The 23,543-nt window shown below is 67.2% G+C and carries 25 protein-coding genes and 2 pseudogenes; 21 read left to right on the top strand and 6 right to left on the bottom strand.

Annotated elements, in window-relative coordinates:
* Positions 1-70 precede the first annotated feature (70 nt).
* The 3 genes from MICSW_RS14365 to MICSW_RS14355 all read left to right on the top strand — a co-directional run bounded on the left by MICSW_RS14365 (position 71) and on the right by MICSW_RS14355 (position 3,411).
* Entirely contained in the window at positions 71-682 is a 612-nt protein-coding gene (locus tag MICSW_RS14365) for a DUF305 domain-containing protein (protein WP_228179436.1), read from the top strand.
* A 61-nt stretch (positions 683-743) separates the two neighbouring features.
* On the top strand, positions 744-1,580 hold the full coding sequence (locus MICSW_RS14360) for a F510_1955 family glycosylhydrolase (RefSeq protein WP_348681100.1): 837 nt from the start codon (positions 744-746) through the stop codon (positions 1,578-1,580).
* Between the two features lie 319 nt (positions 1,581-1,899).
* A complete protein-coding gene (locus MICSW_RS14355; RefSeq protein ID WP_464496347.1) occupies positions 1,900-3,411 on the top strand; it encodes an MATE family efflux transporter in 1,512 nt (503 codons plus the stop codon).
* Positions 3,412-3,437: 26 nt separating this feature from the next.
* On the opposite strand, the gene MICSW_RS14350 is transcribed toward MICSW_RS14355, so the two are convergent.
* On the bottom strand, positions 3,438-4,274 hold the full coding sequence (locus tag MICSW_RS14350) for a formate/nitrite transporter family protein (protein WP_228179419.1): 837 nt from the start codon (positions 4,272-4,274) through the stop codon (positions 3,438-3,440).
* Between the two features lie 243 nt (positions 4,275-4,517).
* Between MICSW_RS14350 and MICSW_RS14345 the strand changes: the two genes are divergently transcribed.
* The 6 genes from MICSW_RS14345 to MICSW_RS14320 all read left to right on the top strand — a co-directional run bounded on the left by MICSW_RS14345 (position 4,518) and on the right by MICSW_RS14320 (position 9,155).
* On the top strand, positions 4,518-5,573 hold the full coding sequence (locus tag MICSW_RS14345; protein ID WP_292726269.1) for a TerC family protein: 1,056 nt from the start codon (positions 4,518-4,520) through the stop codon (positions 5,571-5,573).
* Between the two features lie 94 nt (positions 5,574-5,667).
* Positions 5,668-6,957: a hemolysin family protein gene (locus tag MICSW_RS14340; protein WP_464496346.1), complete on the top strand. Its 1,290-nt coding sequence runs from the start codon at positions 5,668-5,670 to the stop codon at positions 6,955-6,957.
* 31 nt (positions 6,958-6,988) lie between these two features.
* Complete coding sequence (locus MICSW_RS14335) at positions 6,989-7,216, top strand: hypothetical protein (protein WP_228179416.1); 228 nt, start codon at positions 6,989-6,991, stop codon at positions 7,214-7,216.
* Complete coding sequence (locus MICSW_RS14330; protein WP_228179415.1) at positions 7,213-7,653, top strand: TA system VapC family ribonuclease toxin; 441 nt, start codon at positions 7,213-7,215, stop codon at positions 7,651-7,653. The genes MICSW_RS14335 and MICSW_RS14330 overlap by 4 nt, the downstream gene beginning before the upstream one ends.
* 49 nt (positions 7,654-7,702) lie before the next feature.
* Positions 7,703-8,446 carry an alpha/beta fold hydrolase gene (locus MICSW_RS14325; RefSeq protein ID WP_228179414.1) on the top strand — a complete coding sequence of 248 codons (744 nt, stop codon included), beginning with the start codon at positions 7,703-7,705 and terminating at the stop codon, positions 8,444-8,446.
* Positions 8,447-8,501: 55 nt separating this feature from the next.
* A complete protein-coding gene (locus tag MICSW_RS14320) occupies positions 8,502-9,155 on the top strand; it encodes a hypothetical protein (protein ID WP_464496345.1) in 654 nt (217 codons plus the stop codon).
* 87 nt (positions 9,156-9,242) lie between these two features.
* Here MICSW_RS14320 and MICSW_RS14315 read toward each other — a convergent pair whose 3' ends face one another.
* Positions 9,243-10,148: a LysR family transcriptional regulator gene (locus MICSW_RS14315; protein ID WP_228179412.1), complete on the bottom strand. Its 906-nt coding sequence runs from the start codon at positions 10,146-10,148 to the stop codon at positions 9,243-9,245.
* A gap of 133 nt (positions 10,149-10,281) precedes the next feature.
* On the opposite strand from MICSW_RS14315, the gene MICSW_RS14310 reads away from it, so the two are divergent.
* The 7 genes from MICSW_RS14310 to MICSW_RS14280 all read left to right on the top strand — a co-directional run bounded on the left by MICSW_RS14310 (position 10,282) and on the right by MICSW_RS14280 (position 17,024).
* The gene (locus tag MICSW_RS14310) at positions 10,282-11,310 is read left to right on the top strand and encodes an amidohydrolase family protein (RefSeq protein ID WP_464496344.1); all 1,029 of its coding nucleotides are present in this window, start codon (positions 10,282-10,284) and stop codon (positions 11,308-11,310) included.
* Between the two features lie 10 nt (positions 11,311-11,320).
* On the top strand, positions 11,321-12,013 hold the full coding sequence (gene ligK, locus MICSW_RS14305) for a 4-carboxy-4-hydroxy-2-oxoadipate aldolase/oxaloacetate decarboxylase (protein ID WP_341578198.1): 693 nt from the start codon (positions 11,321-11,323) through the stop codon (positions 12,011-12,013).
* A 2-nt stretch (positions 12,014-12,015) separates the two neighbouring features.
* Positions 12,016-12,951 (top strand): amidohydrolase family protein, encoded by a 936-nt coding sequence (locus tag MICSW_RS14300; protein ID WP_464496343.1) that lies wholly within the window; start codon positions 12,016-12,018, stop codon positions 12,949-12,951.
* A gap of 2 nt (positions 12,952-12,953) precedes the next feature.
* Positions 12,954-14,312 (top strand): protocatechuate 4,5-dioxygenase subunit alpha/beta, encoded by a 1,359-nt coding sequence (locus MICSW_RS14295; protein ID WP_228179408.1) that lies wholly within the window; start codon positions 12,954-12,956, stop codon positions 14,310-14,312.
* A gap of 80 nt (positions 14,313-14,392) precedes the next feature.
* Positions 14,393-15,349 (top strand): Gfo/Idh/MocA family oxidoreductase, encoded by a 957-nt coding sequence (locus tag MICSW_RS14290; protein ID WP_228179407.1) that lies wholly within the window; start codon positions 14,393-14,395, stop codon positions 15,347-15,349.
* Positions 15,346-16,320, top strand: coding sequence for an aldo/keto reductase (locus MICSW_RS14285; RefSeq protein ID WP_464496342.1), 975 nt, complete (start codon positions 15,346-15,348; stop codon positions 16,318-16,320). The genes MICSW_RS14290 and MICSW_RS14285 overlap by 4 nt, the downstream gene beginning before the upstream one ends.
* A complete protein-coding gene (locus tag MICSW_RS14280; RefSeq protein ID WP_292799373.1) occupies positions 16,317-17,024 on the top strand; it encodes a substrate-binding domain-containing protein in 708 nt (235 codons plus the stop codon). The genes MICSW_RS14285 and MICSW_RS14280 overlap by 4 nt, the downstream gene beginning before the upstream one ends.
* Before the next feature lie 17 nt (positions 17,025-17,041).
* Here MICSW_RS14280 and MICSW_RS14275 read toward each other — a convergent pair whose 3' ends face one another.
* Together MICSW_RS14275 and MICSW_RS14270 are read right to left on the bottom strand one after the other, a co-directional pair.
* Positions 17,042-18,331, bottom strand: coding sequence for an NAD(P)/FAD-dependent oxidoreductase (locus MICSW_RS14275; protein ID WP_464496341.1), 1,290 nt, complete (start codon positions 18,329-18,331; stop codon positions 17,042-17,044).
* 29 nt (positions 18,332-18,360) lie between these two features.
* Entirely contained in the window at positions 18,361-18,750 is a 390-nt protein-coding gene (locus MICSW_RS14270) for a TIGR03618 family F420-dependent PPOX class oxidoreductase (RefSeq protein ID WP_228179403.1), read from the bottom strand.
* Positions 18,751-18,813: 63 nt separating this feature from the next.
* Between MICSW_RS14270 and MICSW_RS14265 the strand changes: the two are divergent.
* Positions 18,814-19,185 (top strand): annotated as a pseudogene (locus MICSW_RS14265) (helix-turn-helix transcriptional regulator); the annotation flags it as partial.
* Here the strand turns inward: MICSW_RS14265 and MICSW_RS14260 are convergent.
* A pseudogene (locus MICSW_RS14260) lies at positions 19,186-19,572 on the bottom strand (squalene cyclase); the annotation flags it as partial.
* 107 nt (positions 19,573-19,679) lie between these two features.
* On the opposite strand from MICSW_RS14260, the gene MICSW_RS14255 reads away from it, so the two are divergent.
* Entirely contained in the window at positions 19,680-20,093 is a 414-nt protein-coding gene (locus MICSW_RS14255) for a VOC family protein (protein ID WP_228179401.1), read from the top strand.
* A gap of 24 nt (positions 20,094-20,117) precedes the next feature.
* Here MICSW_RS14255 and MICSW_RS14250 read toward each other — a convergent pair whose 3' ends face one another.
* Positions 20,118-20,807 carry an aspartate/glutamate racemase family protein gene (locus tag MICSW_RS14250; protein ID WP_292732301.1) on the bottom strand — a complete coding sequence of 230 codons (690 nt, stop codon included), beginning with the start codon at positions 20,805-20,807 and terminating at the stop codon, positions 20,118-20,120.
* Positions 20,808-20,892: 85 nt separating this feature from the next.
* On the opposite strand from MICSW_RS14250, the gene MICSW_RS14245 reads away from it, so the two are divergent.
* From MICSW_RS14245 to MICSW_RS14235, 3 genes are read left to right on the top strand one after another with little or no spacing between them, the layout of a single operon-like run.
* Positions 20,893-21,849, top strand: coding sequence for a LysR family transcriptional regulator (locus tag MICSW_RS14245; RefSeq protein ID WP_292732299.1), 957 nt, complete (start codon positions 20,893-20,895; stop codon positions 21,847-21,849).
* 49 nt (positions 21,850-21,898) lie between these two features.
* Entirely contained in the window at positions 21,899-22,702 is an 804-nt protein-coding gene (locus MICSW_RS14240; RefSeq protein WP_228179398.1) for an alpha/beta fold hydrolase, read from the top strand.
* A gap of 8 nt (positions 22,703-22,710) precedes the next feature.
* Positions 22,711-23,496, top strand: coding sequence for a dienelactone hydrolase family protein (locus MICSW_RS14235; RefSeq protein WP_292726804.1), 786 nt, complete (start codon positions 22,711-22,713; stop codon positions 23,494-23,496).
* The last annotated feature ends 47 nt before the right edge of the window (positions 23,497-23,543 follow it).

The following is a 23,543-nucleotide window of genomic DNA, read 5'->3' as shown; positions in this document are numbered from 1 at the left end:
GGCTCTTGCACCCGCACGCCCGTCATCCTGACCGGCGCTGCTTCACGTACCCCTGTATTGGAGAACTCTGATGAAGATTCGTACCGCGGCAACCGCCGCACTCACCCTCGCCGCTGCGCTCACTCTCGCGGGCTGCGCCGGCGACTCCGGCTCAGAGTCCATGCCTGGCATGGACCACGGCAGCTCGGCCCCGTCGTCCTCCTCGTCTGCCGCGACGGCGGACTTCAATGACGCGGATGTGATGTTCGCGCAGATGATGATCCCGCACCACGAACAGGCCGTCGAGATGTCGGACATGGTCCTGGACAAGGAAGGCATCGACCCGGGTGTCCTCACCCTGGCCTCCGATATTAAAGCCGCCCAGCAGCCCGAGATCGACCAGCTGCAATCATGGCTGGAAGAGTGGGGTGCCGATAGCGACACCGGCTCCATGGAAGGCATGGACCACGGCGGCGGCATGATGAGCGGCGACGACATGGCGGCGCTGGAAGCGGCTACCGGAGCGGAGGCGTCGCGGCTGTTCCTCGAACAGATGACGATGCACCACGAAGGCGCCATCACTATGGCGCAGGATGAAGTCGATAACGGGCAGAATCCGGACGCGATCGCGATGGCGCAGACCATCATCGACACGCAGACCGCGGAGATCGCCACCATGCAGGAGCTGCTCGCGCAGCTCTGACCGCACCCGGTGAGGACGCCCCACCCGAGGGCGTCCTCACCCTGGACTCGAAAGGGTGCGTATGCGCATGCCCCTTCGCGCGACAACGAGTCTTGTCGCGCTTTCTGCTCTGACTCTCACCGGCTGTGCAGCTGCTGCACCGCCCTCCACCGGTGCCGAACACGCCCAGGTTGTTGCCCACGTGCACGCCATCGTTCCCGCACCTGACGGGGACGGGTTCCTCCTCGGCACCCACGAAGGCATCTTCACTGCCACCGCGGACGGCGAGATCGGTCCTCGTGTCGGCGGTAACGACTTCGACGCGATGGGGCTCACCGCGCTGAATGGGGATCTGATCGCTTCCGGCCACCCCGGCCGCAACACACCCGCCGAGCTGGGGGAGAGGAACCTCGGCATCATCCGCAGCCAAGACGGCGGCGAGACCTGGGAGCCGGTCGCGTTCACCGGAGAGAAAGACTTCCACGCCCTCACCGCCGGCCCGGACGGCACCCTTTATGGGCAAGACGCCGGAGACGGCGCCGTGCTCATCAGCACGGACGGCGGTGTCTCGTGGTCGCCCACCGGTAGCACCCTGCTCGCCTTCGGTCTGGAGGTGGATGCAGTCGGTCGGATCATCGCGGTCACTCCTGACGGCCCGCAGGTCAGCACGGACCGCGGTGAGAGCTTCGCGGCTCTCACCGACGCACCCAACCTGTTCCTCATGGCAGCCTCCCCGGACCGCCAGCGGTTGGTCGGCGTTGATGCCAACGACACGATCTGGACCGTCACGGGGGCTGGGTCATGGCAGGAGGTCGGCACCGTACACGGCACTGCCCAAGCCATCACGATCACCGACGAGGGCGACGTGCTCGTCGTCGACGACAGCGGACTCAGCCTGCTGCCCTCACCGCGTCAGTGAGGCACGCGGTCGTCTCATGGACAACTCAAGCCGGAGAGTGGAGGCGAATCGGCGGCCATCTGTCGCTGTAAATCCATCCCCGACACGGGCCACATGGACATCTTCCAGCGGTTCCTACAATAGGTCCGGGGTCTTTCGGCTGCGAGTCGGTAGCTCTGACGTATCCGGGCAGAACTTGGCCCATCGCTTCCCGCTATTGTTTCGCGGCGCAGATCGCTGACTCCCTCTTGCCTCGCCTCGAATCGATTCGATAAACTGAGCAACGGTGCCCTCAACGACACCGTCTTCCCCATCTCCGACGCAAGACTCGAGGGCACGAATGGCGCGCAGCCTGATCACCGGGCACCCGTGGCGGGTGATCCTTCTCTTTTCGGTGCCGCTGCTCATCGGCAACGTGGTGCAGCAGCTCTACCAGTTCGTCGATGCGATCGTTGTCGGGCGCCAGCTCGGCGTTGACGCGCTCGCGGCGGTCGGGGCGACGGGCAGCCTGCTGTTCCTCTTGCTCGGCTTTGCGTGGGGCATGACGACGGGGTTCGCGATCCCGACGGCGCAGGCGTTCGGCGCGCACGACGGCGCTGCAGTGCGCCGGTCCGTAGCTGTCGGGACGGTGCTCACGGCGGCAGCATCCGTTGTCCTGACCGTTGTCGCACCACTGGTCGCCGAACCGCTCCTCGTGCTGATGCAGACGCCCCCCGCTCTGATTCCGCAAGCAACGGTGTTCGCGCAGGTGAGCTTCCTCGGGTCGGGCGCGATCATGTTCTTCAACTACCTCTCGGCGATCATCCGGGCGATCGGCGATTCCCGCACGCCCCTGGTGTTCCTGAGCATCGCGTGCGCGCTCAACGTCGCCTTCGTCATCGTCACCGTCGGACCCCTCCAGTGGGGAGTCGCCGGAGCCGCGGCATCCACCGTCATCGCCCAGGCTCTCTCAGTGATCTGGTGCCTGGACTACGTGCGCCGGCGGGCTCCTGCTCTGCATGTGCACCGCGCCGACTGGCGACTTCGCCGCGCGGAGGTGCTCAACCACCTGCGGCTCGGTTTGCCGATGGGCTTCCAGGCGTCGATCATCGCGATCGGCACCCTGACGGTGCAGGTGCGCCTGAACGAGCTGGGCACCGCCGAAGTCGCCGCCTACACCGCTGCCTCGCGGGTCGATGGCCTCGCGGTGGCTCTTCTCCAGTCGCTAGGTCTCGCCGTGTCGATGTACGTCGCCCAGAACTTCGGCGCTCGGCGACCGGATCGCATCCTACGCGGCGTCAGGCAATCTCTGGTGATCTCGACGATCGCGTCTGTCGTGCTCGGCGTGGCGCTCGTCGCCTTCGGGAGGCAGATCATCGAGCTCTTCGTGGGCCGCGGGGTCGAGAACGTCGTCTCGATGGCCGCCACGATGCTCGTCGTCAACGCCTTCAGCTATGCCGCGCTCGGCATCCTGTTCGTGCTCCGCGGCGCCTTGCAGGGCCTGGGCCACGCCCTGATCCCGACCATCACGGGGATCGTCGAACTCGTCATGCGCGTGGGCGCAGCGATCGTGCTGGGCGCGATGTTCGGGTTCATCGGCATCGTCTGGAGCAACCCGCTCGCCTGGATCGGTGCCACGCTCGTGCTCGTGCCCGCGTACCTTTACGCACGGCGCGCACTCCTGCGGATGCCGGTCTCGCCGCTCGCACCGACCCCGACCACGCCCATCCCGATCGTCGGACCGACAAACGGATCACTGGCGGTTGATGCGATCGTGACTGCTCCTGTCCCGGTCGTCGTCCCCGAGCAGCGTCGGCGGCTGCTCGGGCGTCTTCCCTCGATACGCCCGCGTCGTCGGCGGATGCGTCGTTGACCACCGCTCGTAACTAGCGCCAGGTGCTAAGCGCGGCCGGCGTTCTTGCGCCGCCGGAGCTCGAACAGCTCGCCGGTCCGCACGATGCGCAGGAGCGTGACGAGCAAGACGCCGCCAGCCAGGTTCAGGAGGAGAACCGGCAGGAACCAGAGCAGCCAGTCGAGGTACGTGATCGGTGCTCCGCTGATGATCGCTCCGAAGGCGAACAGCGAGTCGAGGATCGAGTGGAACAGCTGAAAGCCGGCGAGGACGAAGCCGCCTGCCACGGCCGCCGCGATCTTCGCGGGCACGGATTCGGTGCCCGTCTGCATCCGCGTCATAAGAGTGATGACGGCACCGCCGAGAATTGCGAGGGCCGCAAACTCGAGGGTGAGAGGCGCCTCGATGAAGTGTTCGGCGGTCTCGGCGAGGACCGGGTGCCAGTCAGGAAAGGCGAGAACGATGATCGCCATGATCAGCCAGCCGCCGAGCAGATTGGATAGCAGCGTGCCTCCCCAGAGCTTGGCCAGGTCGAGCCATGTGCCTTCCCGCGCCACGAGCGCGGCGATCGGCAGCAGGAAGTTCTCGGTGAACAGCTCGCTGTGGGCGAGCAGGAGCGCGATCAGACCGATGCTGAATCCGAGGCCCGCGAGAAGCTGATCACCCGTCTGGTACAGGATGCCGAGGTAGACCAGCACCCCGATGCCGACTTCGACACCGCCCAGAAAGCCCGTGACCAGAGTCGCGCGAAGGGTACGGTGGAGCCGCTCGGCACCCTCGCCGACGACCTCTTCAAACTCGATCTCGATCTCTTCCTCGACGGCCTCGTCATTGGGGCCGTCCTGGCGCCGCTGCTCTGCCCGTGCTTCGCGCGAATCGCTCATCGTGCCATCCTCGCAGCCGGGAGCGCCATCGGGGCGGCTACGTCGAAAACCCCAGCTCCCAGCCCCTTCCCAGAGACAGGAACTGCGATTCCGGTATCGTCGCGCGTAACCAAGGGGAGTACTCCACCACGGTCGGCTCGTCATTACGGACGCTCTCGCGTCCCGGGTCACCGGTTCTCGGCGACGGGGATGGAGAAGACCTTGGCGTAGATCTGATCATCAACGCCAAGGCAGGAGTCCCTTGTGAACGTCACCCTGACGGTCTGGCTCATCACGATCGCGGTCACCATCGCGTTCTTCGTGTACGAGTTCTACGCGCACGTGCGAAAGCCCCACGAACCGACCCTGGGCGAATCCGCTCGCTGGTCGGCCTTCTACATCGGCCTCGCGTTGCTGTTCGGTGTCGGCATCGGCCTCGTCTCGGGCTGGGACTTCGGCGGCGAGTACTTCGCCGGCTACCTCACCGAGAAGGCTCTGTCAGTCGATAACCTGTTCGTCTTCCTCATCGTCATGACCGGCTTCGCGGTGCCGAAGATCTACCAGCAGAAAGTGCTGATGATCGGCATCGTCATCGCGCTCATCATGCGCGGGATCTTCATCGCGGTGGGCGCCGCGCTCATCGAGAACTTCTCGTGGATCTTCTGGGTCTTCGGCGCGCTGCTCCTCTACCTCGCCTACCGCCAAGCGTTCACCCACGGTGAGTCCGACCCAGCCAATGGCCGGTTCATGCGCTTCATGCGACGCATCCTGCCCGTGAGCAACGAGTACAACGGCGACAGGCTGACGGTGAAGAAAGACGGACGCCGCTTCGTCACCCCGATGCTGCTCGTCATCATCGCCATCGGGTTCATCGACCTCATCTTCGCCGTCGACTCGATTCCCGCGATCTATGGGCTCACGCAAGAGGCCTACATCGTTTTCACCGCGAACGCCTTTGCCCTGATGGGCCTGCGCCAGCTCTACTTCCTGATCGGCGGTCTCCTCGAGCGCCTCGTTTACCTCGCCCAGGGGCTCGCGGTCATCCTCGCCTTCATCGGCGTCAAGCTCCTCATCCACGCCCTGCACAAGAACGAGTTGCCGTTCCTGAACGGCGGCGAGCCGATCACGGTGATCCCCGAGATCCCGATCTGGGTCTCGCTCCTGTTCATCGCGGGCACGATCGCTGTGGCCACGGTCGCGAGCCTCGCGAAGACCCGCAAGGACCGTCGCGCCAGCGCTATCGCCGAGAAGGCGGACGATGCGGATGCCGCAGCCGACGCGATCTCCGAGGCGCGCAGCGACGCCCGGGACCGCTCGTGAACGCATCCGGCACCGACGCGCTCGGCGATAGACCCGGCGCCCGGGTGACCCTGGGCGGCAAGAACAGGACCGCGCGCGACGGGGTGACCCGCTGATGGCCGACCTGTGGTGGAACATCGCCCTGGTCGTGGTGTTCGTGCTCATCGGCGGCGTGTTCGCCGCGACCGAGATGGCGCTTGTAACTCTGCGCGAGAGCCAGCTCAACGCGATCGCCGCACGCGGGCGCCGCGGCGCGAAGGTCGCCGCGCTCGCACGGAACCCGAACACGTTCCTCTCCGCGGTCCAGATCGGCGTGACGGTCGCTGGCTTCGCCTCGGCCGCGTATGGCGCGGCATCCATCGCCCCCTCCGTCACCCCGCTGCTCGTGGAGATGGGACTTGCGGAGCCGGTCGCGGCGACTATGGCGACGATCGGGCTGACGCTCATGATCGCATACCTCTCGCTGGTGCTCGGGGAACTCGTTCCCAAGCGCCTCGCGATCCAGCGCAACGCACAGTTCGCCTATGCCGTCGCTCCCGTGCTCGACGGGTTCGCGGTGCTGATGCGACCGGTCATCTGGCTGCTGTCGGTGTCGACGAACGCGCTGGTGCGGCTTCTCGGCGGCGACCCGAACAAGACAGCCGACGAGCTCAGCGATGAGGAGATCCGTGACATCGTCACGTCCCATCAAGGCCTGCCCGAGGATGAGCGCCGCATCCTGGATGACGTGCTGTCGTTGCGTGGCCGGCAGGTGAGCGAGGTCATGCGGCCGCGACCCGAGGTCGTGGCTCTGGATGACGGCATCACGGTGGCTGAGGCCGTGGAGCGCATCCGCGACCTGCCCTACTCCCGCTACCCCGTCGCCGACACCTCCATCGACGACATCGTCGGCTTCGTGCACGTGCGCGACCTGTTCGATGCCGCCAGCGACGACGCCGGTAAGCCCGTTGCGCGTCTCGTGCGCGACATCCCGTACGTACCCGCTACCGCTCGAGTCCTGCCGACACTCACGAGCCTGCGTGCCCGCGGGCACCACATCGCGGTCGTCGTCGACGAGTACGGCGGAACCGACGGCATCGTGACTTTGGAAGACCTTGTCGAAGAGGTCGTGGGTGAGATCTTCGACGAGTACGACACCGCCGAGACCGTGGTGGTCGGAAGCGACACGATCGACGGCCGGTTGAACCTTCAGGAGTTCGAGGAGCGCACCGGAATCGAGTTGCCTCGCGGAAGCTCAGACACGATCGCCGGATATGTCATCGAGCAGCTCGGCCGCCTCGCCGTCGTCGGCGACACCGTCGACATCCCTGGCGCGACACTGCAGGTCACGTCGCTGGATCGACGGCGAATCGCGACGGTCCGACTTCTTGCCCGCGCCGAGGATGAAGCTGGGCAAGTGCGTTGACGACGGATGCGTGATGCGTGATGCTTGATGCATGCGCACGACCCTCACGATCGACGACGACGTTCTCGCCGCGGCGAAGCAGTTCGCCGACGCCCGGGGAATCACGCTCGGAGAGGCGGTTTCGCAGCTCGCTCGCGCCACTTTGACCGAACGCCGGCGCTTCGACAAGCGCAACGGCATCGTTCTGCTGCCGACCACGCCTGCGGCGGGTCGCGCGACCCTTGACGATGTCAACGCACTGCGAGATGACAACCAGTGACGCGCCATCTGCTGGACGTCAACGCGATCATCGCTCTGATCGACCCGTTGCACGTCCATCACGAACGCGCGCACGCCTGGTTCGCCGCGCGAGTGGTGCGGGACGGCGACGGCGCGTGGCACACGTGCCCGATCGTGCAGAACGGCGTCGTGCGGGTGGTCAGTCACCCGAAGTATCCGAACACTCAGCCGGTTCCTGTCGTGCTCGCGAGCCTCGCGAGCCTGACCGCGCGAGAGGACCACGTCTTTCTCGCTGATTCGGTGAGCCTGCTCGACACGTCGATTCACACCGAGCGACTGCTCGCCAGCTCACAGGTAACGGATACCTACCTGCTGCACCTCGCTGCGTCCCACGACGCGCTGCTGGCCACCTTCGACACCCGCCTCGTGACGGCCGCGGTTCCGGGCGGCAAGGCAGTGCTGTGCCCGATACCCTGACTCCCGTCGCCCGCATCGTCGCGTCGGCACTGTCTTGAGAGGTTCGCCCATGTCGTCATCCGCCCCCACCCTTGTTCTGGTCCATGGCGCCTGGGGAGGCGGCTGGGTCTGGCGGCGCGTGCTGGCGCCGCTGCGGGATGCCGGGTTCGAGGTCCACACCGTGACCCTGACCGGCGACGGCGAGCGGGCACACCTGCGCCGACCCGACATCGACCTGCACACGCACATCGCCGATGTCATCGGCCTGGTCGAGATGGAAGAGCTCGAGAACGTCGTGCTGGTCGGGCACAGCTACGGCGGCATGGTCATCACGGGCGCCGCCGTCGAACTCCAGCAGCGGCATCCGGGCGTGCTCTCGGGCCTGGTCTACGTCGACGCGATGTTCCCGCGCCCCGGAGACGGGTGGGGTGTTGCCCATTCGCCCGAGGTCGCCTCGGCGCGGCTGGCGGCAGCTGCAGAGAACGACAACTCGCTCCCGGCGCCCAACGCCGAATCAGGCTTCGACCTCACTCCCGAGGATGCAGCGTGGCTGAACCGCCGGCACGTGCCGCATCCGTTCGGGATGTACCGGCAGCCGCTCGACTACGACGCAGCCCTGCTCGAGGCGGTCCCACGCCTGTTCATTGACTGCACGGATCCCGCCTATCCGACGATCGAGCCGGTGCGGCGCCTCGTGCGCGAAGAGCCCGGATGGCAGGTCGTCGAGATCGCGACGGGGCACTTCCCGATGGTCACGACGCCGACGGAACTCATCGCTCACGTGCGCGGGTTCGCCGAGTCCTTGCGCTCTTGAGCGGCGGTCGCTGCCCTCCTGAGCGGGAGCCGCGGTGGCGGAGCACAATAGGACCATGACCGACTCACTGCCGAGCCTCGACACTCCATGGACGCGGCTTGACGCGGCATCCGTCGCTGACCTGCTCGCCGACACCGAGGCGCGCTGGTGGCTCTCGGGCGGGAGCGCCTATGACCAGTGGCGCGGCGAACCCCTGCGGGAGCGCGACCGCACCACGATCAGCACGGTGTACACCCAGCTCGATGACCTCGTCGGCTCGCTCCCCGACGGGATGAGCTGCTGGGCGCGGATCGGCGACGAGCTCGTCCGGTGGTCCGACCTGCCCGACGGTGCCGACATTCCGTCGGCCTGGATCTTCGACGCGGCGATGGATGCCTGGGTCCTGCAGATCAACCTCGAAGACGGAACCGCTGACCGCTGGGTCTACCGGCGCGATCCTCGCCTACAGCTCCCGTGGGAGAAGGCAGTCCTCGACATCGATGACATTCCCACCGGCGCGCCCGAGGTGCAGCTGGTCTGGAAGGCACTGCGGCCCTACCCCGACGACGAAGCCGACAAGGACGTCATCCTTCCCGCGCTTCCCGAAGAGGCGCGGACCTGGTGGGAGAAGGCGATCCTGTCGATTCACCCACATTCGACGTGGTCGATCCACGTCCGCAGCCCGTTCGCACCCGCCAAAGCGAGCTGGAACCGCACCCGACGCAGCTGAAACAAAGGGGCTTGCTTTCGGTCGCGCCTAAGTGTGGGTCTGCGCCGGGTGAACCCGCATCAAGGCGCGACTGAACGGAGGGCCGGGCTAGATCTCGGTGCCGGGCTCGACGACCGCGCCGTGGACGAGCCGTCGGAACCAGCGCTGTGCCGGTGTGAGGCTCGACTCGCGCCGTGTGAAGATCGCTACCGGGGTGCTCTGGCCCGGCCAGGGCAGGTCCGCGATGCGGAGCGCCGGGAACCAGCCGCAGAACACTTCAGCAACGTGACGGGGCAAGAACGTCACCAGATCGGTGTCTTGCAGCACCGCCGGGAGCGTGCCGTACTCCTCGACAGTCAGCGCGACCTGCGGCATGAGTCCGTGCTCGAGCAGCAGCTGTAGCGGGTAGGTGTGGCCGCCGCGGGATGACACGCGCACGAACCCGCGTCCGTCGAACATGTCAGGCCCCGGTGGGGGCAACGGATGCCGTCGCGAGGTGAGCGCCACGTACTCCACAGCGCGCACCGGCGTGCGCCAGAGGCGCGCGGCATCCATGAGTGCGACGGTGATGGCGAGGTCGAGGTGTCCCCGCACGAGCTCTTCCTCCACCTCGTCGGCATCCAACCGCTTCACCGCGAGGCGCGCGGTCGATCGCTCGCGCGCGAGGGCCGCCATGATCGGCGGCAGGAACGTCTGCTCACCGATCGAGGTCAGCCCGAGGGAGAGCTCTCCGGTGAATGCCGACGGATCAAAGGATGCCGTCTCGCTCACCGTCGACTCGATCTGCGCGAGTGCTTCGTGCAGCGGGCCGAACAGCTGGGTCGCGCGGGTCGTGGGCACCATGACGTGCCCCTCGCGCCGGAACAGATCGTCGCCGAAGCGCTCTCTCAGACGCGCGAGCGTGTAGCTCACCGTGGGCTGCGTGACATGCAGGAACTCCGCGGTCGCCGTGAGGCTGCGCAGTTCGTAGAGCACGACAAAGGTGCGCAGTTGGTTCAGATCCGGGATGGCCATGCATCGACTCCGTCTATGGAGAGGGACTCCGGAATCTATTGGACCATACCGAAGCCCCGACTTACTCTCGAAACAAGCACCCCTCGCGACAGCGCCAGTGACAGCGCCAATCCAGTGACAAGGACGACACTCGGTGATCATCGACATCCACGGCCACTACACCACCGCACCGGCCCAGCTCGGAGCGTGGCGTGACCTGCAGATTGCCTTCGCGAACGGCCAGGGCGAAGCCCCCGATCCCGCCGCGTTGCACATCAGCGACGACGACATCCGCGAAACCATAGAAGCCAACCAGCTGAAGCTCATGAATGAGCGTGGCTCCGACCTCACGGTCTTCAGCCCGCGGGCATCCTTCATGGCCCACCACATCGGCGACCTCGCGGTCAGCCAGACCTGGGCGCGCATCTGCAACGACCTCGTCGCGCGGGTCAGTGAGCTCTTCCCCGACCGCTTCATCATGGGCGCGATGCTCCCCCAATCGCCGGGAGAAGCCCCCGCCACATCAGTGCCGGAACTCGTGCGTGCGGTCGAAGAACTCGGCGCGGTCGAGATCAACCTCAACCCCGACCCGTCCGGTGGCCTGTGGACTGCACCCGCGCTCACCGACCGCTCCTGGTACCCCGTCTACGAGAAGCTCGTCGAGTACGAGATCCCCGCGATGATCCATGTGAGCACCTCGTGCAAGTCGCAGTTCCACACCACCGGCGATCACTACCTCGGCGCCGACACGACTGCCTTCATGCAGCTGCTCAAGGGGGATCTGTTCCGCGACTTCCCCGACCTGAAGTTCGTCATCCCGCACGGTGGCGGCGCCGTCCCCTACCACTGGGGCCGGTTCCGGGGACTCGCGATGGCCCTCGGCAAGCCCGAGCTCGAAGAGCACCTGCTGAACAACGTGTTCTTCGACACCTGCGTCTACCACCAGCCGGGCATCAACCTGCTCACTGAGGTCATCCCGACCGAGAACATCCTGTTCGCAAGCGAAATGATCGGGGCCGTGCGCGACATCGACCCGCGCACCGGCCACTACTTCGACGACACCAAGCGCTACGTCGACGCAACCCCGAACCTGACGGATGCCGAACGCGAGCTCGTCTTCGAGGGCAACGCCCGCCGGGTCTACCCGCGGCTGGATCGCGCACTTGCGGCGCAGGGGAAGTGAGAGGACCATCATGCGACTGAACAACCTCGGCATCGTCCGCACGAAGATCGAGCGGCCCGACCCCGCCGATGTCGCGCGCCTGTCACAGTTCGGTGTCGCGACGATCCATGAGGCGATGGGCCGCGTCGGACTGCTTCGCCCCTACATCCGTCCCGCCTACACCGGGGCGAAGCTGTGCGGACCGGCAGTGACAGTGCTGCTGCAGCCCGGTGACAACTGGATGTTCCATGTTGCTGCCGAGCAGGTGCAGGAGGGTGACGTGATCGTCGCGGGCTGCACGACCGAGAGTGAAGACGGCTTCTTCGGCGAGCTCCTGGCCACCTCCCTCACCGCTCGGGGTTGCAAGGGCCTGGTCATCGACGGCGGCGTTCGCGACGTTGCCGACCTCGAGAAGATGAACTTCCCGGTCTTCTCGCGCGCGATCAACTCCAAGGGCACCGTCAAGGCGACCCTCGGCTCCGTCAACGTCGATGTCGTCGTCGCGAACGCCCTGGTCCACCCCGGCGATGTCGTGGTCGCGGATGTCGACGGTGTCGTGGTCGTGCCTCGCGAGCTCGTCGGCGCAGTGGCCGATGCCAGCCAGAAGCGCGAAGACAACGAAGAGGCCAAGCGCCAGAAGTTCCGCGAGGGCGTGCTGGGCCTGGATATCTACGGCATGCGTGAGCCGCTTGCCGCCGCCGGCCTCGAGTACGTGGAGGACTGACGATGGCCCACGGAGACACGAGCGGCGGGTTCGAGAAGACCCCCGGATGGCTGGACTGGTACGACGGTCCCTCGACGCCGACATTCCGAGTGCCCGAGGGCGCGGTCGACGCGCACTGCCACGTGTTCGGACCCGGAGAGCAGTTCCCGTACGCCCCGGAGCGCAAGTACACACCGTGCGACGCCTCAGCCGACCAGCTCTTCGCGCTGCGTGATCAGCTCGGATTCGACCGGAACGTCATCGTGCAGGCCACCTGCCACGGCGCCGACAACCGCGCTCTCGTCGACGCGCTGCGCCGCAGCGAAGGCCGCGCTCGCGGGGTGGCCACGGTGCGCCGCGATGTGACGGATGCCGACCTCGCCGACCTGCACGCTGCCGGTGTGCGCGGGGTGCGCTTCAACTTCGTCAAGCGACTGGTCGACCGTGTGCCGACCGATTCGCTGCAGGAGATCGTCGAGAAGATCGCGCCGCTGGGATGGCACGTCGTCATCTACTTCGAGGCCGAGGACCTACCAGATCTCTACGAGTTCTTCTCGAGTATTCCCGCCGACGTCGTCGTCGACCACATGGGCCGGCCCGACGTCAGCAAGGATCCCGACGGTCCCGAGTTCGACCTCTTCCTGCGCTTCATGCGGGAGAACCCGAACGTGTGGACCAAGGTGTCGTGCCCGGAGCGGCTGAGCATCACCGGCCCCCGAGCTCTCGACGGTGAACAGCACGCCTACACCGATGTCGTGCCGTTTGCCCGACGCGTGGTCGAGGAATTCCCCGACCGCGTGCTGTGGGGAACAGATTGGCCCCACCCCAACCTCAAGGACCACATGCCCGATGATGGCTTGCTGGTCGATTACATCCCCCAGATTGCCACGACCGCCGAGTTGCAGCAGAAGCTGCTGGTCGACAACCCGCGGCGACTCTACTGGCCAGAAGGAGACTGACTATGGCACTCGACAAGCCCTACAAGAACGTTCCCGGCACGATCATTTTCGACGCCGAGCAGGCCCGCAAGGGCTACCAGATCAACCAGCTCTGCATGTCGTTCATGAAGCCGGAGAACCGCGAACGGTACCTCGCCGACCGTGAGGCCTACCTCGACGAATGGCAGCTGACACCCAAGGCGCGGCAGGCGATCCTCGACCTCGACCTCAACGCCGCGATGGAAGAAGGTGGCAACATCTACTTCCTCGCCAAGCTCGGAGCCACCCACGGTCTGAGCTTCCAGCAGATGGCCGGTTCCATGACCGGCATGAGCGAGGCCGCCTACCGCGACATGATGATCTCGGGCGGCCGCCGCCCCGAGGGCAACCGCATGAAGGACCTCGATGGCTGGACGCCGCCGCAGCCCGGCGAGAAGGCCGAGACGATGCGGCCGGATGCTCCCGCCAAGCTCACCTCGGCCTTGTACACCTCTCACGTGCCGGCAATCGGCGCGGCGATGGACCTCGGCAAGACCGAAGAGCCGTACTGGAAGAAGGTCTTCGACGGCTACACCTGGACCCGCAAGTGGGCCAAGGAGAACACGCCAGACGTCGTCATCCTGGTCTACAACGACCACGCCACGGCTTTCGACTCCTCGCTGATCCCGACGTTCGTGCTCGGTACGGGCGCTGAGTACCCCGTCGCCGACGAGGGCTACGGCCCCCGCCCGGTGCCCGACGTCAAGGGTTACCCGGAGTTCGCTGCCCACCTGGCACAGTCGGTCATCCAGGATGACTTCGACCTGACCCTCGTGAACGAGATGGTCGTCGACCACGGACTCACCGTGCCGCTCTCGCTCGTGTACGGCCAGGTCGAGGAATGGCCGGTCAAGGTCATCCCGCTCGCGGTCAACGTCGTGCAGTACCCGGTACCCTCGGGTCGCCGCTGCTACGAGCTCGGCAAGGCACTGCGCCGCGCCATCGACAAGTGGGACGGCCCCGAGCTGAACGTGCAGATCTGGGGCACCGGCGGCATGAGCCACCAGCTCCAGGGCCCGCGCGCCGGGCTCATCAACCAGGAATGGGACAACGCGTTCCTTGACATGCTGATCTCCGACCCGCTGGGCCTGACCGAATGGCCGCACATCGACTACGTCGACGAGGCCGGTTCGGAAGGCATCGAGCTGGTCATGTGGCTCATCGCCCGCGGCGCGATGGACGACCAGTTCGGTGGCGGCGCTCCCGAGGTGAACCACCGGTTCTACCACGTACCCGCCTCGAACACGGCTGTCGGTCACCTCGTCATCACCAACCCCGTCGCAGCCCCCACGGCCGACGCCGAGGTCGAAGAAGAGAAGGTTCCTGTCGGCGCAACGGCCTGACAGGCTGACCATAGACCCGCTCCGTGGGGATCGATCGCGCGATCCCCACGGAGCGCACCACGTTCGAAGGAGGACACCGAATGAGCAGTGACAAGGTCCGAATCGCCGTTGTCGGCGCGGCAGGCGCCTTCGGCATGAAGCACCTCGACGGCCTGGCCAACATCCCCGACGCAGAGGTGACGGTCGTCAGCGGCACCAAGCCCGAGGCCACGCAGGCCGTCGCCGAAAAGTACGGGGTTGCGAACGCCGTCGTCGGTTACGACGCCGTCCTCGAGCGCGATGACGTGGATGCCGTCATCCTCGCCACCCCCACCGGGATGCACGCGTCGCAGACGCAGGCAGCGCTCGCCGCAGGTAAGCACGTGCAGGTCGAGATTCCGCTGGCCGATTCACTTGCGGATGCCGAAGCCACCCTCGCCGCCGCCGAGGCATCCGATCGCGTCACCATGGTGGGACACACCCGCCGGTTCAATCCGTCGCACCAGTGGATCCACCAGCGCATCCAGAGCGACCAGTTCCACATCCAGCAGATGGATGTGCAGACCTACTTCTTCCGTCGCACCAACACGAACGCGAAGGGCGAGCCGCGGTCGTGGACCGACCACCTGCTGTGGCACCACGCCGCCCACACCGTCGACCTGTTCGCCTACCAGGCGGGGCGCATCGTCCAGGCCAATGCGATTCAGGGTCCCATCCACCCGGAGCTCGGGATCGCGATGGACATGTCGATCCAGCTCAAAGCTGAGACCGGCGCGATCTGCACCCTCTCGCTCTCGTTCAACAACGAGGGACCGTTCGGCACGTTCTTCCGCTACATCGGCGACACCGGCACCTACATCGCCCGCTACGACGACCTCGTGAACGGCAAGGAAGAGCCGATCGACGTGTCGCAGGTCGCGGTCAGCATGAACGGCATCGAACTGCAGGACCGCGAGTTCGTGGCTGCGATCCGCGAGGGACGCGAACCCAACTCGTCGGTGCGGCAGGTCTTCGACTGCTACCGCGTTCTCGGGATGCTGGAGGAGCAGCTCGCATGAACCTGCCCCGGTACGGGCTCGGATGCATGTCACTCAGTCACGCGTACGGGGTGGCGCCGCAGCCCGAGGAGGGCCTGCGGTTGTTGCAGACCGCGCTCGATGAAGGCGTCACGTTCTTCGACACCGCGACCCTGTACGGGGGCGGCCGCAACGAAGAACTCGTCGGGAAGGCCATTGCGGGCCGACGGGACGAGATCATCCTTGCCAGCAAGGGTGGGATGGCGATCGTCGACGGTTCACGCGTCATCGATGGTCGCCCTGAGACGCTGCGGGCGCAGGTGGATGCGTCGCTTCGCCGACTGGACGTCGACCACATCGACCTCTACTACCTGCACCGCTGGGACAAGTCGGTGCCGATCGCCGATAGCGTCGCGGCGCTCGCCGAAGCCGTTGATGCCGGCAAGATCGGTGCGATCGGACTCTCGGAGGTCTCGGTGGCCCGACTTCGGGAAGCGCAGCAGGTCGCGCCCATCGCCGCGGTGCAGAACGAATACTCCCTGTGGAGCCGGAATGCGGAGCTGGGCATGCTCGAGGCGACGAAGGCCGACGGCATCGCACTCGTGGCGTTCTCGCCGGTCGCGCGGGGGTTCCTCGCCGATGCCGTCCACAACCCCGAGGAGCTCGTGGCCAAAGACATCCGCCGCGGGATGCCGCGGTTCCAGTCGCCGCACTGGGAAGCCAATGCAGCGCTGCTGCCGGCATGGCGCGCCCTCGCTGCTGAGGCAGGGGTCAGCCCGGCCCAGCTCGCGCTCGCGTGGCTGTCGTCTCGAGGTGAGCATGTCGTGCCGATTCCCGGGACAACGAACATCGACCACCTGCGCGAGATCATCGCCGCTGCGCAGCTCGAGGTCACGCCCGACATTCTGCAGCGCGCCGGCGGGCTCATCGGCACTGAAACCGTGTCGGGTCCGCGCTACCCGGCGAACAACGCTGTCGAGGTCGACACCGAGACATTCGAGGATGCCGCGTGAAGGCCATTTCGTCGATGGCGACGCGGCTGCTGCTTGCCGACCTCATGGCGGCCGCCGACGATGCCGGGCTCGGGCACGTCGAGATCGAGTCGGTCGGTGGAGTCGACGCGGCTGACCGGGTCGCCGCCGGCGAAGAGTTCGACCTCGTCTTCCTTGCCGACGGTGCGCTAGCGAAGCTCGCCGCCGACGGGCACGTCGTGGCGGCATCCGTGGCGCCCCTCGTGCTGTCGCAGGTGGCAGTGGGCGCTCCGTCGGGCACTGACGCTCCGGCGACCGCGGTCTCCGATCCCGCATTCCCGGATGCCGCCGCTGTGCGGGAGGCGATTCGGGAGGCGAGGAAGATCGGCTACTCCACGGGGCCGAGCGGTACAGCGCTGGTGTCGATGATTGAGGACTGGGGCTTGAGCGCGGAAGTCGGTGATCGGCTGGTCCAGGCGAGGCCCGGCATCCCTGTCGCGCGCCTTCTCGCCGATGGCGACGTCGATCTCGGCTTTCAGCAGCTGAGCGAGCTCGTCGGCAGCCCGGGTGTCAGTGTGCTGGGCGTTTTGCCCCAGGACTGCGCGATCGACACCGTGTTCTCGGGTGCGATTGCCGCGACGTCGTCGGAGCCGGAGGGCGCGGCCGCAATCCTCGCCTTCCTGCGCACCGACGCTGCTCGCGACATCGCGCGCTCGCGCCACTTCGCGCCACCGCCCGCGCCGTAGCGCGCTGGCGGCGTCTTTCAGCTGGGCGCCCCGGCGATAAGAGCGCGGGCAACCCGGTCGCCGGAAACCAGCGCGCCCTGAATCGACGCGGTGTCGCGGTGATCGCCCGCGATGTAGACGCGTTCCGAGAGTCGCGCGCGCGTGACGGTTCGCAGCGGCACTGACTGCGCCGGCAGCGCGTGCGGGATGTCATCGCGTCGCAACAAGCGCCAGTCAGTGGCATCCGTACCCCAGATCTGAGAGGCGTGCCGCCGTACCTGCGCCTCGGTCGGAGAATCGAAGGAACCTCGGTGTGTCGCCGGCGGCAGCAGGCAGGTCGCCTGGACGAGGTGCATGCCCTTCGGCGCATACGAGGGCACGGCGTGCGACATCACCGCCGTGTTCACGACCGGTCCGGCGCGCGTGCCGTCCACCGCGATCATGCCGGATGCCGACGGCGCGGCATCCGTCGCGAACCACCACGTCTGCAGGCCGCGGGTCCTCGGCACGGGAATCGGCGCGAGTCCTGATGCCGCCTCCGGTCCGACGGCGACGATCACCGCGTCAGCGCTCACCGGGTCTGCCCCGGCAACAGCGACCTCGACGCCCGCGGCAGTCTCACGGAGGGCGGTCACGCGACGCTGCACGGCGATTTCGGCGCCGAGCGTCCGGGCGTAGGCGGCGAGCTGTTCGGGAAGGGCCTGGATGCCGCGCTCGGGCAGGCCCGGGCGGCCCAGCGCGAACATGCGAATCAGCAGCCGAACGAAGGCGTCGGAGGTCTCGAAGCTCCCGTCAGCGATGACGCCGGAAAGGAACGGCTCGAGCACCGCGGTTCTCAGCGGGCCGGTCAGTCCGGCACGATCCCACGCCTCATGCACCGGCAGATCGCGGCCGGCGGCGGCTTGGCGGATCACGCGCCGGGGAGCGCTGAGCGCCGTTGCGGCCCAACGCACCAGTCCGGCAACGTCCCGTGGCGCGAGAAGACCACTGCGAAGTGTCGCGGCGAGAATCGACGGATGCCGGCCCGGATCTGCCAGCGTCGCGAGGCCGCGCTCGCGCCGCACCTGCACCCCGACGGGGAACGGCTTCAGGCGTAGCGCCTGAATGTCCACCCAGCGCCGCACCGCGGGATAGGCGGGATTGAGCACTTGGAACCCGCGATCAAGCAGAAAGCCGTCGACGGCGTCAGTGCGCTGCCGGCCACCGACGGTGTCTGCAGCCTCGAGAACGACAACGTCGCGTCCGGCGTGTCCGAGCGTGATCGCTGCCCGAAGTCCTGCCAGCCCGGCACCGACAACGACCACATCATGCTGCGGCGTTCGTGCCATGACTGTCCTCCGGGCTCAGTACTACGACGCTACGGTGCCACGAGTCCCGCGGAACCCATGATCTTCTCGGGCCGCAGCTCGATCGCCACCCGGCGCGGATTGGGCTGCGGCTGCCGGTACCGCGCCGCATAGAGTTCCACGGCGCGCGCGACGGCATCCGGATCGCGCGACACCGTCGCGTGCCCCGCAATGCTCAGCCACTGAGGGCCCGCGATCTGCGCGACGGTAGCGCGACCATCCCGTTCGATGTTGCGCACCTTCTGGCTACCGTCCATCGTGATGATCCGCACCAGACCGTCTGCGAAGCTGAATCCGACCGCGACGACGTGGAGGAGCCCGGAGGGCGCGAGCGTCGACAGTGTTGCGAGGTGGTAGTCCGAGACGAAGCGCTGCCCGTCGTGGGTGAGAGCCGTGGCCATGCCCTCGATCCTGCCGCACCAGCGTCGACAGCGCGCGCCACATCGTGTGAGACTCGGGGCACCATGCCTCCGACTCCCGACGATCTTCGCGATCTCGCGCTCCTGCGCCGCGTCCGGGACCGCATCGACCGCGAGTACGCCGCGCCCCTGGATGTCGAGGAACTCGCCCGGGGCGCCCACATGTCAGCGGGGCACCTGAGCCGAAAGCTCAAGGCGGCCTTCGGCGAGAGCCCGTACTCGTACCTCATGACCCGCCGGATCGAGCGCGCCATGACACTGCTGCGACGGGGACATCTCAGCGTCACCGAGGTGTCGCTGGCGGTGGGTTGCGCGTCCCTCGGCACCTTCAGCACCCGGTTCACCGAGCTCGTCGGAATGCCGCCGAGTGCTTATCGGGCGCTCGCCGAACATGACGCGGCGGGCCTGATTCCCTGTGGCATTGATGCACACGTCGGTCTCGCCATCCCAATACGGCAGATCGTCGTACTCCCACCGAGCGTTCTCGCGCAGCTTCTCGGCCGTCCCGGCCAGGGCTGCGGCATCCAGTCCCCACTCGCGAAGCGTCGTGAGGGTCCAGGTCGTTGCGGTCCACGGCTGGCCTGGTCCCTCGCCCGTATACCCCGCCGGAAAGTAGGCGCCCCCAGCCCACTGGCCATCGGCATCCTGCAGCGCGAGCAGCCGCGCGGCGTCGCCTTCATGCGCCATGCTCGCCCGCGTCGCCTGCCACACCTCTTCGGGCGCACCCGTCAGATCGCGCTGCACCTGCCACCGCAGTGTGGGGTCGGAATCCAACAGCCACTGCTCGAGCTCGTCACGGTCCATGCCCGAAGGGTAAGTCACGCCGCCGACACGCGACAGTGGGTCGCGGGCGCCCCTATCGGTCACGAATCGAGAAGCGCACACCGGATTCGGCCACTACCGTGACGGGTATGCAGACCACTATTCACTCGAGCTTTCTTCCTCATCTCGAGCCCGAGCAGTCGCTCGCCTTCTACCGCGACGTTCTCGGGTACGAGGTGCGGCTGGATGTCGGGTACGAGGACCTGCGCTGGATCACGGTCGGTCCGGCAGGCCAGCCCGACACCGCGATCGTGCTGCATCCGCCGGCCGCTACCCCCGGACTGACCGACCAGGAGCGCACGACACTGCTGGAGCTGATCGCGAAGGGCTCGTACTTCGGGATCAACCTGGCAACCCGCGACCTCGACGCAACCTTCGCGGCTCTCGAGGCCGCCGGTGCCGAGATCGTGCAGGAGCCGATCGATCAGGACTACGGCGTGCGGGACTGCGCGGTGCGCGACCCCGCCGGCAACCTTATCCGCATTCAGCAGCTCACCGACTAACGCGTCGCACTCCCGGGCTGTAGATCACGCGAAGGCTGCCTCGACCGCCGCCTCGATGTGCAGGCGGGCGGTCGGGAACACCGGGACGGGGCAGTCCTCCCCCGTTACGAGCAGTTCGATCTCGGTGCAGCCCAGGATGATTCCCTCAGCACCATCGGCGACCAGGCCCTCGATGATCCGGCGGTACGAGGCGCGGGACTCGTCGCTGACAATGCCCATGGCGAGCTCGTCGAAGATCACGCGGTGCACGAGTTCGCGGTCCCTATCACCGGGGATGACGACGTCCAAGCCGTGTTCGGCCAGGCGTTCCCGGTAGAAGGGCTGCTCCATCGTGAATGCCGTGCCCAAGAGCCCGACCCGAGACAGTCCGGCGGTGTGGACCGCAGCCGCAGCGGCATCCGCGATGTGCAGCAGCGGAACATCGATCGCCGCAGAGACCTCTGGTGCGACCTTATGCATCGTGTTGGTGCAGATGAGTACCATCTCGGCGCCGGCATCCTGCAACCCGCGCGCGTGAGTCGCGAGAAGGTCGGCCGCATCGCCCCACCGATCCTCGCGTTGCATCAGACCGATCTCGGCGAAGTCGACGGAGTCGAGCAGGATCTTCGCGGAGTGCAGCCCGCCCATCCGATCGCGCACTGTCTGGTTCGCGATGCGGTAGTACTCCGCGGTGGATTCCCAGCTCATGCCGCCCAGCAGGCCGATGGTTTTCATGCTTCAACAAGACCACCGCGCGATACTTCAGCACAACGGCATACTTGTATGAAGAAACCAAAGCATTGCTAATGAATGGGGTGACATGGAACCGCACGAGACGCACGCCGACCTGGATGCGCCGCGCGCCCTGCCGGCGCTCGACCCCCGCAGCATCCTGATCTTCCGCGAGGTCGGACGCACCGGATCACTCACCGGCGCTGCTCAGGTGCTCGGCTGGACGCAGCCGGCGGTCAGCCAACACGTCCGGCGCCTCGAAGCGGTCGCCGGCGTTCCCCTCCTTGCGCGGGAGGGCCGCGGGGTGGTCGTGACGGATGCCGGGCGCGCCCTGCTGCGTCACGCCGACGCCCTCGCTGCAGCTCTGCATGACGCCGAGCACGAGCTCGCCGACCACGCTCACCTGCGCGCGGGCCGCGTGAGGATCGCATCCTTCCCGTCGGCCAGCGCCACGATCGCGGCGCGTGCCGTCAGCGACCTGGCCGAGAGGTTTCCGGGGATCGATCTGCGGCTGGAGCAGCTCGAACCACCCGAGGCCCTCCGCGCGCTCGAGGAGGGGGCGTGCGATATCGCCATCGTCTTCGAGTACGACGATGGGCACGTGTCGGTGCCGGTTGACGCTGACCGCACGCCGCTGGCCGTCGATCCGCTGCAGATCATCCTTCCCCCCGGGCATCCGCTGACGGCCCGAGCAGAGATCCGTCTCGACGATCTTGCCGACGAGCAGTGGGTTACCGGATGCATCAGCTGCCGCCGTCACCTGCTGACCTCGACCTCGGCCGCAGGGTTCACTCCCGACATCCGTCACAGCACCGATGACTACGTCGTCGTCCAGGCGCTGGTCGCGACGCGCATGGCAGTGGCAGTGCTTCCCTCCCTTGCCGTGCGGGCGAGCCGGAACCCGGACGTGACGGTCCACCCCCTCGCCGACCACGCCCCGCGCCGGGTCTCGGCGATCACCCGGCGAAGTGCCCGGTCAGTGCCGTCGGTCGGAGCAGCGCTCGCGGCGATTCAGCGGGCAGCACACGCACTCGACGCGCCGTGACTTTCGGCATCCGCCTCGCACCGTGCCCGGGCGGCGGAAGAATGGGCCCATGGATGCCGCACCGCGCCCGCTGACCGAAATGCCCGACCCGCAGTACGTCATGGTGGGCGAGGGGTACCGCATCGCCACGTACTCGTGGGGCGATCCCGACGCCGAGACTGTGCTCGCGGTCCACGGGTTCTCGTCGAGCTGCCGCGACAACTGGGTGAACACCGGCTGGGTCCGCGACCTCACTCGCGCCGGATTCCGCGTTCTCGGCGTGGATCAGCGCGGACACGGTGCGAGCGACAAGCCGCACGATCCTCGCGCGTACGAGATGCCCGCGTTCATCGACGACCTCGCAACAGTGCTCGACACGTACCTGATCGACTCCGCGCGCTACCTCGGCTATTCGCTCGGCGCTCGGGTTGGATGGCAGCTCGCTGTCGACCGCCCGCAGCTGGTGAGCCGTGCAGTTCTCGGCGGCATCCCCGACGGCACGCCGCTGGCACGCCTCCAGCTCGACCAGGCGAAGGCGTATGTCGCCGACGGCACTCCGGTGACCGACAAGGTCACCAACAACTACGTGACCCTGGCCGAGCGAGTCCCGGGCAACGATCTGACAGCTCTCGTCGCGCTCGCCGAGGGAATGCGTTTCGGTGAGGACGGCGACCCCGACCCCGACCGGCCTCCGCAACAGCCCGTGCTGTTTGCGACCGGCAGCGAAGACGCGATTCTTCCGCGGTCGCGGCGCCTTGCCGAGGCGACTCCGAACGGCACGTTCGTCGAGATCCCCGACCGGCACCACTTCAACACCCCAGGGTCCCGCGACTTCCGGGCCGCCGGCGTCGAGTTCTTCGCCACGAGTGATTGACTGAGCGCGTGAGCGAGCTTCTCGCGCAGTGGCAGATGATCCCCTTCGAGCACGAGGGGGTACGCCACGACGTCTACTACCGGGGCGACGGGCCGGGAGTCATCCTGGTCCCCGAGTTACCGGGAGCCACCCCCGAGGTGATCGCTCTCGGGGAGCGCCTGGTTGCGGCCGGTTTTCGGGTCGCGATGCCGTCGGTGATCGGCACGCCGGAGCGTCCCATCAGCGGCGGATACATCGCGGGCTCGGCGCTTCGTATGTGCGTCTCGCGGGAGTTCGCGGCCTTCGCGCGCCGCGCCGACCGGCCGATCGCCCATTATCTGCGGGCACTCGCCCGCCAACTGCATGCCGAATGCGGCGGGCCCGGTGTGGGCGTGATCGGGATGTGCTTCTCGGGCGGATTCGCGCTCGCCGCAGCAGCTGACGAGAGCGTGCTGGCCCCGGTGCTTTCGCAGCCGGCGATGCCGCCGCCGATCGGGGCAGGTAAGTCGGCGACGGGTCTGAGCGTTATCGAGGAGGCGGCGGTCAGCCGTCGCGCCGCGGACGGCCTGTGTGCGCTCGGGCTTCGATTCACACAGGACCGCAGCGTGCCACCGGAGCGCTTTGCCGCATTCGAGCGTCTGCTCGGCGACGGATGGCGCGCCTTCGAGATCGATTCGTCACCGGGCAATCCCGACGGCATCCCGGCGAACGCGCACTCGGTACTGACGGATGCCTCGGCAGACGTCCCCGCCCACCCGACCCATCGCGCGAACGAACTCCTGGTCGACTTCCTGCGCGAGCGCCTGACCGGTTAAGGCGTCGAGCCCTCAGATCGCGAGGTCGGCATCCTCCACCAATACCA

This window comes from Microbacterium sp. SW12 (assembly GCF_055391095.1).
The sequence above is the reverse complement of the archived record's forward strand: the minus strand, read 5'-3'. Positions and strand labels throughout refer to the sequence as shown.

Bases quoted from the DNA above. Each gene is read 5' to 3' on its own strand.
- MICSW_RS14325 (WP_228179414.1), top strand. From the start codon at position 7,703: ATGTCGTCATCCGCCCCCACCCTTGTTCTGGTCCATGGCGCCTGGGGA.
- MICSW_RS14285 (WP_464496342.1), top strand. From the start codon at position 15,346: ATGAACCTGCCCCGGTACGGGCTCGGATGCATGTCACTCAGTCACGCG.
- ligK (WP_341578198.1), top strand. From the start codon at position 11,321: ATGCGACTGAACAACCTCGGCATCGTCCGCACGAAGATCGAGCGGCCC.
- MICSW_RS14270 (WP_228179403.1), bottom strand. From the start codon at position 18,750: ATGGCCACGGCTCTCACCCACGACGGGCAGCGCTTCGTCTCGGACTAC.
- MICSW_RS14320 (WP_464496345.1), top strand. From the start codon at position 8,502: ATGACCGACTCACTGCCGAGCCTCGACACTCCATGGACGCGGCTTGAC.
- MICSW_RS14300 (WP_464496343.1), top strand. From the start codon at position 12,016: ATGGCCCACGGAGACACGAGCGGCGGGTTCGAGAAGACCCCCGGATGG.
- MICSW_RS14365 (WP_228179436.1), top strand. From the start codon at position 71: ATGAAGATTCGTACCGCGGCAACCGCCGCACTCACCCTCGCCGCTGCG.
- MICSW_RS14290 (WP_228179407.1), top strand. From the start codon at position 14,393: ATGAGCAGTGACAAGGTCCGAATCGCCGTTGTCGGCGCGGCAGGCGCC.
- MICSW_RS14340 (WP_464496346.1), top strand. From the start codon at position 5,668: ATGGCCGACCTGTGGTGGAACATCGCCCTGGTCGTGGTGTTCGTGCTC.
- MICSW_RS14350 (WP_228179419.1), bottom strand. From the start codon at position 4,274: ATGAGCGATTCGCGCGAAGCACGGGCAGAGCAGCGGCGCCAGGACGGC.
- MICSW_RS14360 (WP_348681100.1), top strand. From the start codon at position 744: ATGCGCATGCCCCTTCGCGCGACAACGAGTCTTGTCGCGCTTTCTGCT.
- MICSW_RS14295 (WP_228179408.1), top strand. From the start codon at position 12,954: ATGGCACTCGACAAGCCCTACAAGAACGTTCCCGGCACGATCATTTTC.
- MICSW_RS14335 (WP_228179416.1), top strand. From the start codon at position 6,989: ATGCGCACGACCCTCACGATCGACGACGACGTTCTCGCCGCGGCGAAG.
- MICSW_RS14275 (WP_464496341.1), bottom strand. From the start codon at position 18,331: ATGGCACGAACGCCGCAGCATGATGTGGTCGTTGTCGGTGCCGGGCTG.
- MICSW_RS14255 (WP_228179401.1), top strand. From the start codon at position 19,680: ATGCAGACCACTATTCACTCGAGCTTTCTTCCTCATCTCGAGCCCGAG.
- MICSW_RS14355 (WP_464496347.1), top strand. From the start codon at position 1,900: ATGGCGCGCAGCCTGATCACCGGGCACCCGTGGCGGGTGATCCTTCTC.
- MICSW_RS14245 (WP_292732299.1), top strand. From the start codon at position 20,893: ATGGAACCGCACGAGACGCACGCCGACCTGGATGCGCCGCGCGCCCTG.
- MICSW_RS14250 (WP_292732301.1), bottom strand. From the start codon at position 20,807: ATGAAAACCATCGGCCTGCTGGGCGGCATGAGCTGGGAATCCACCGCG.
- MICSW_RS14240 (WP_228179398.1), top strand. From the start codon at position 21,899: ATGGATGCCGCACCGCGCCCGCTGACCGAAATGCCCGACCCGCAGTAC.
- MICSW_RS14315 (WP_228179412.1), bottom strand. From the start codon at position 10,148: ATGGCCATCCCGGATCTGAACCAACTGCGCACCTTTGTCGTGCTCTAC.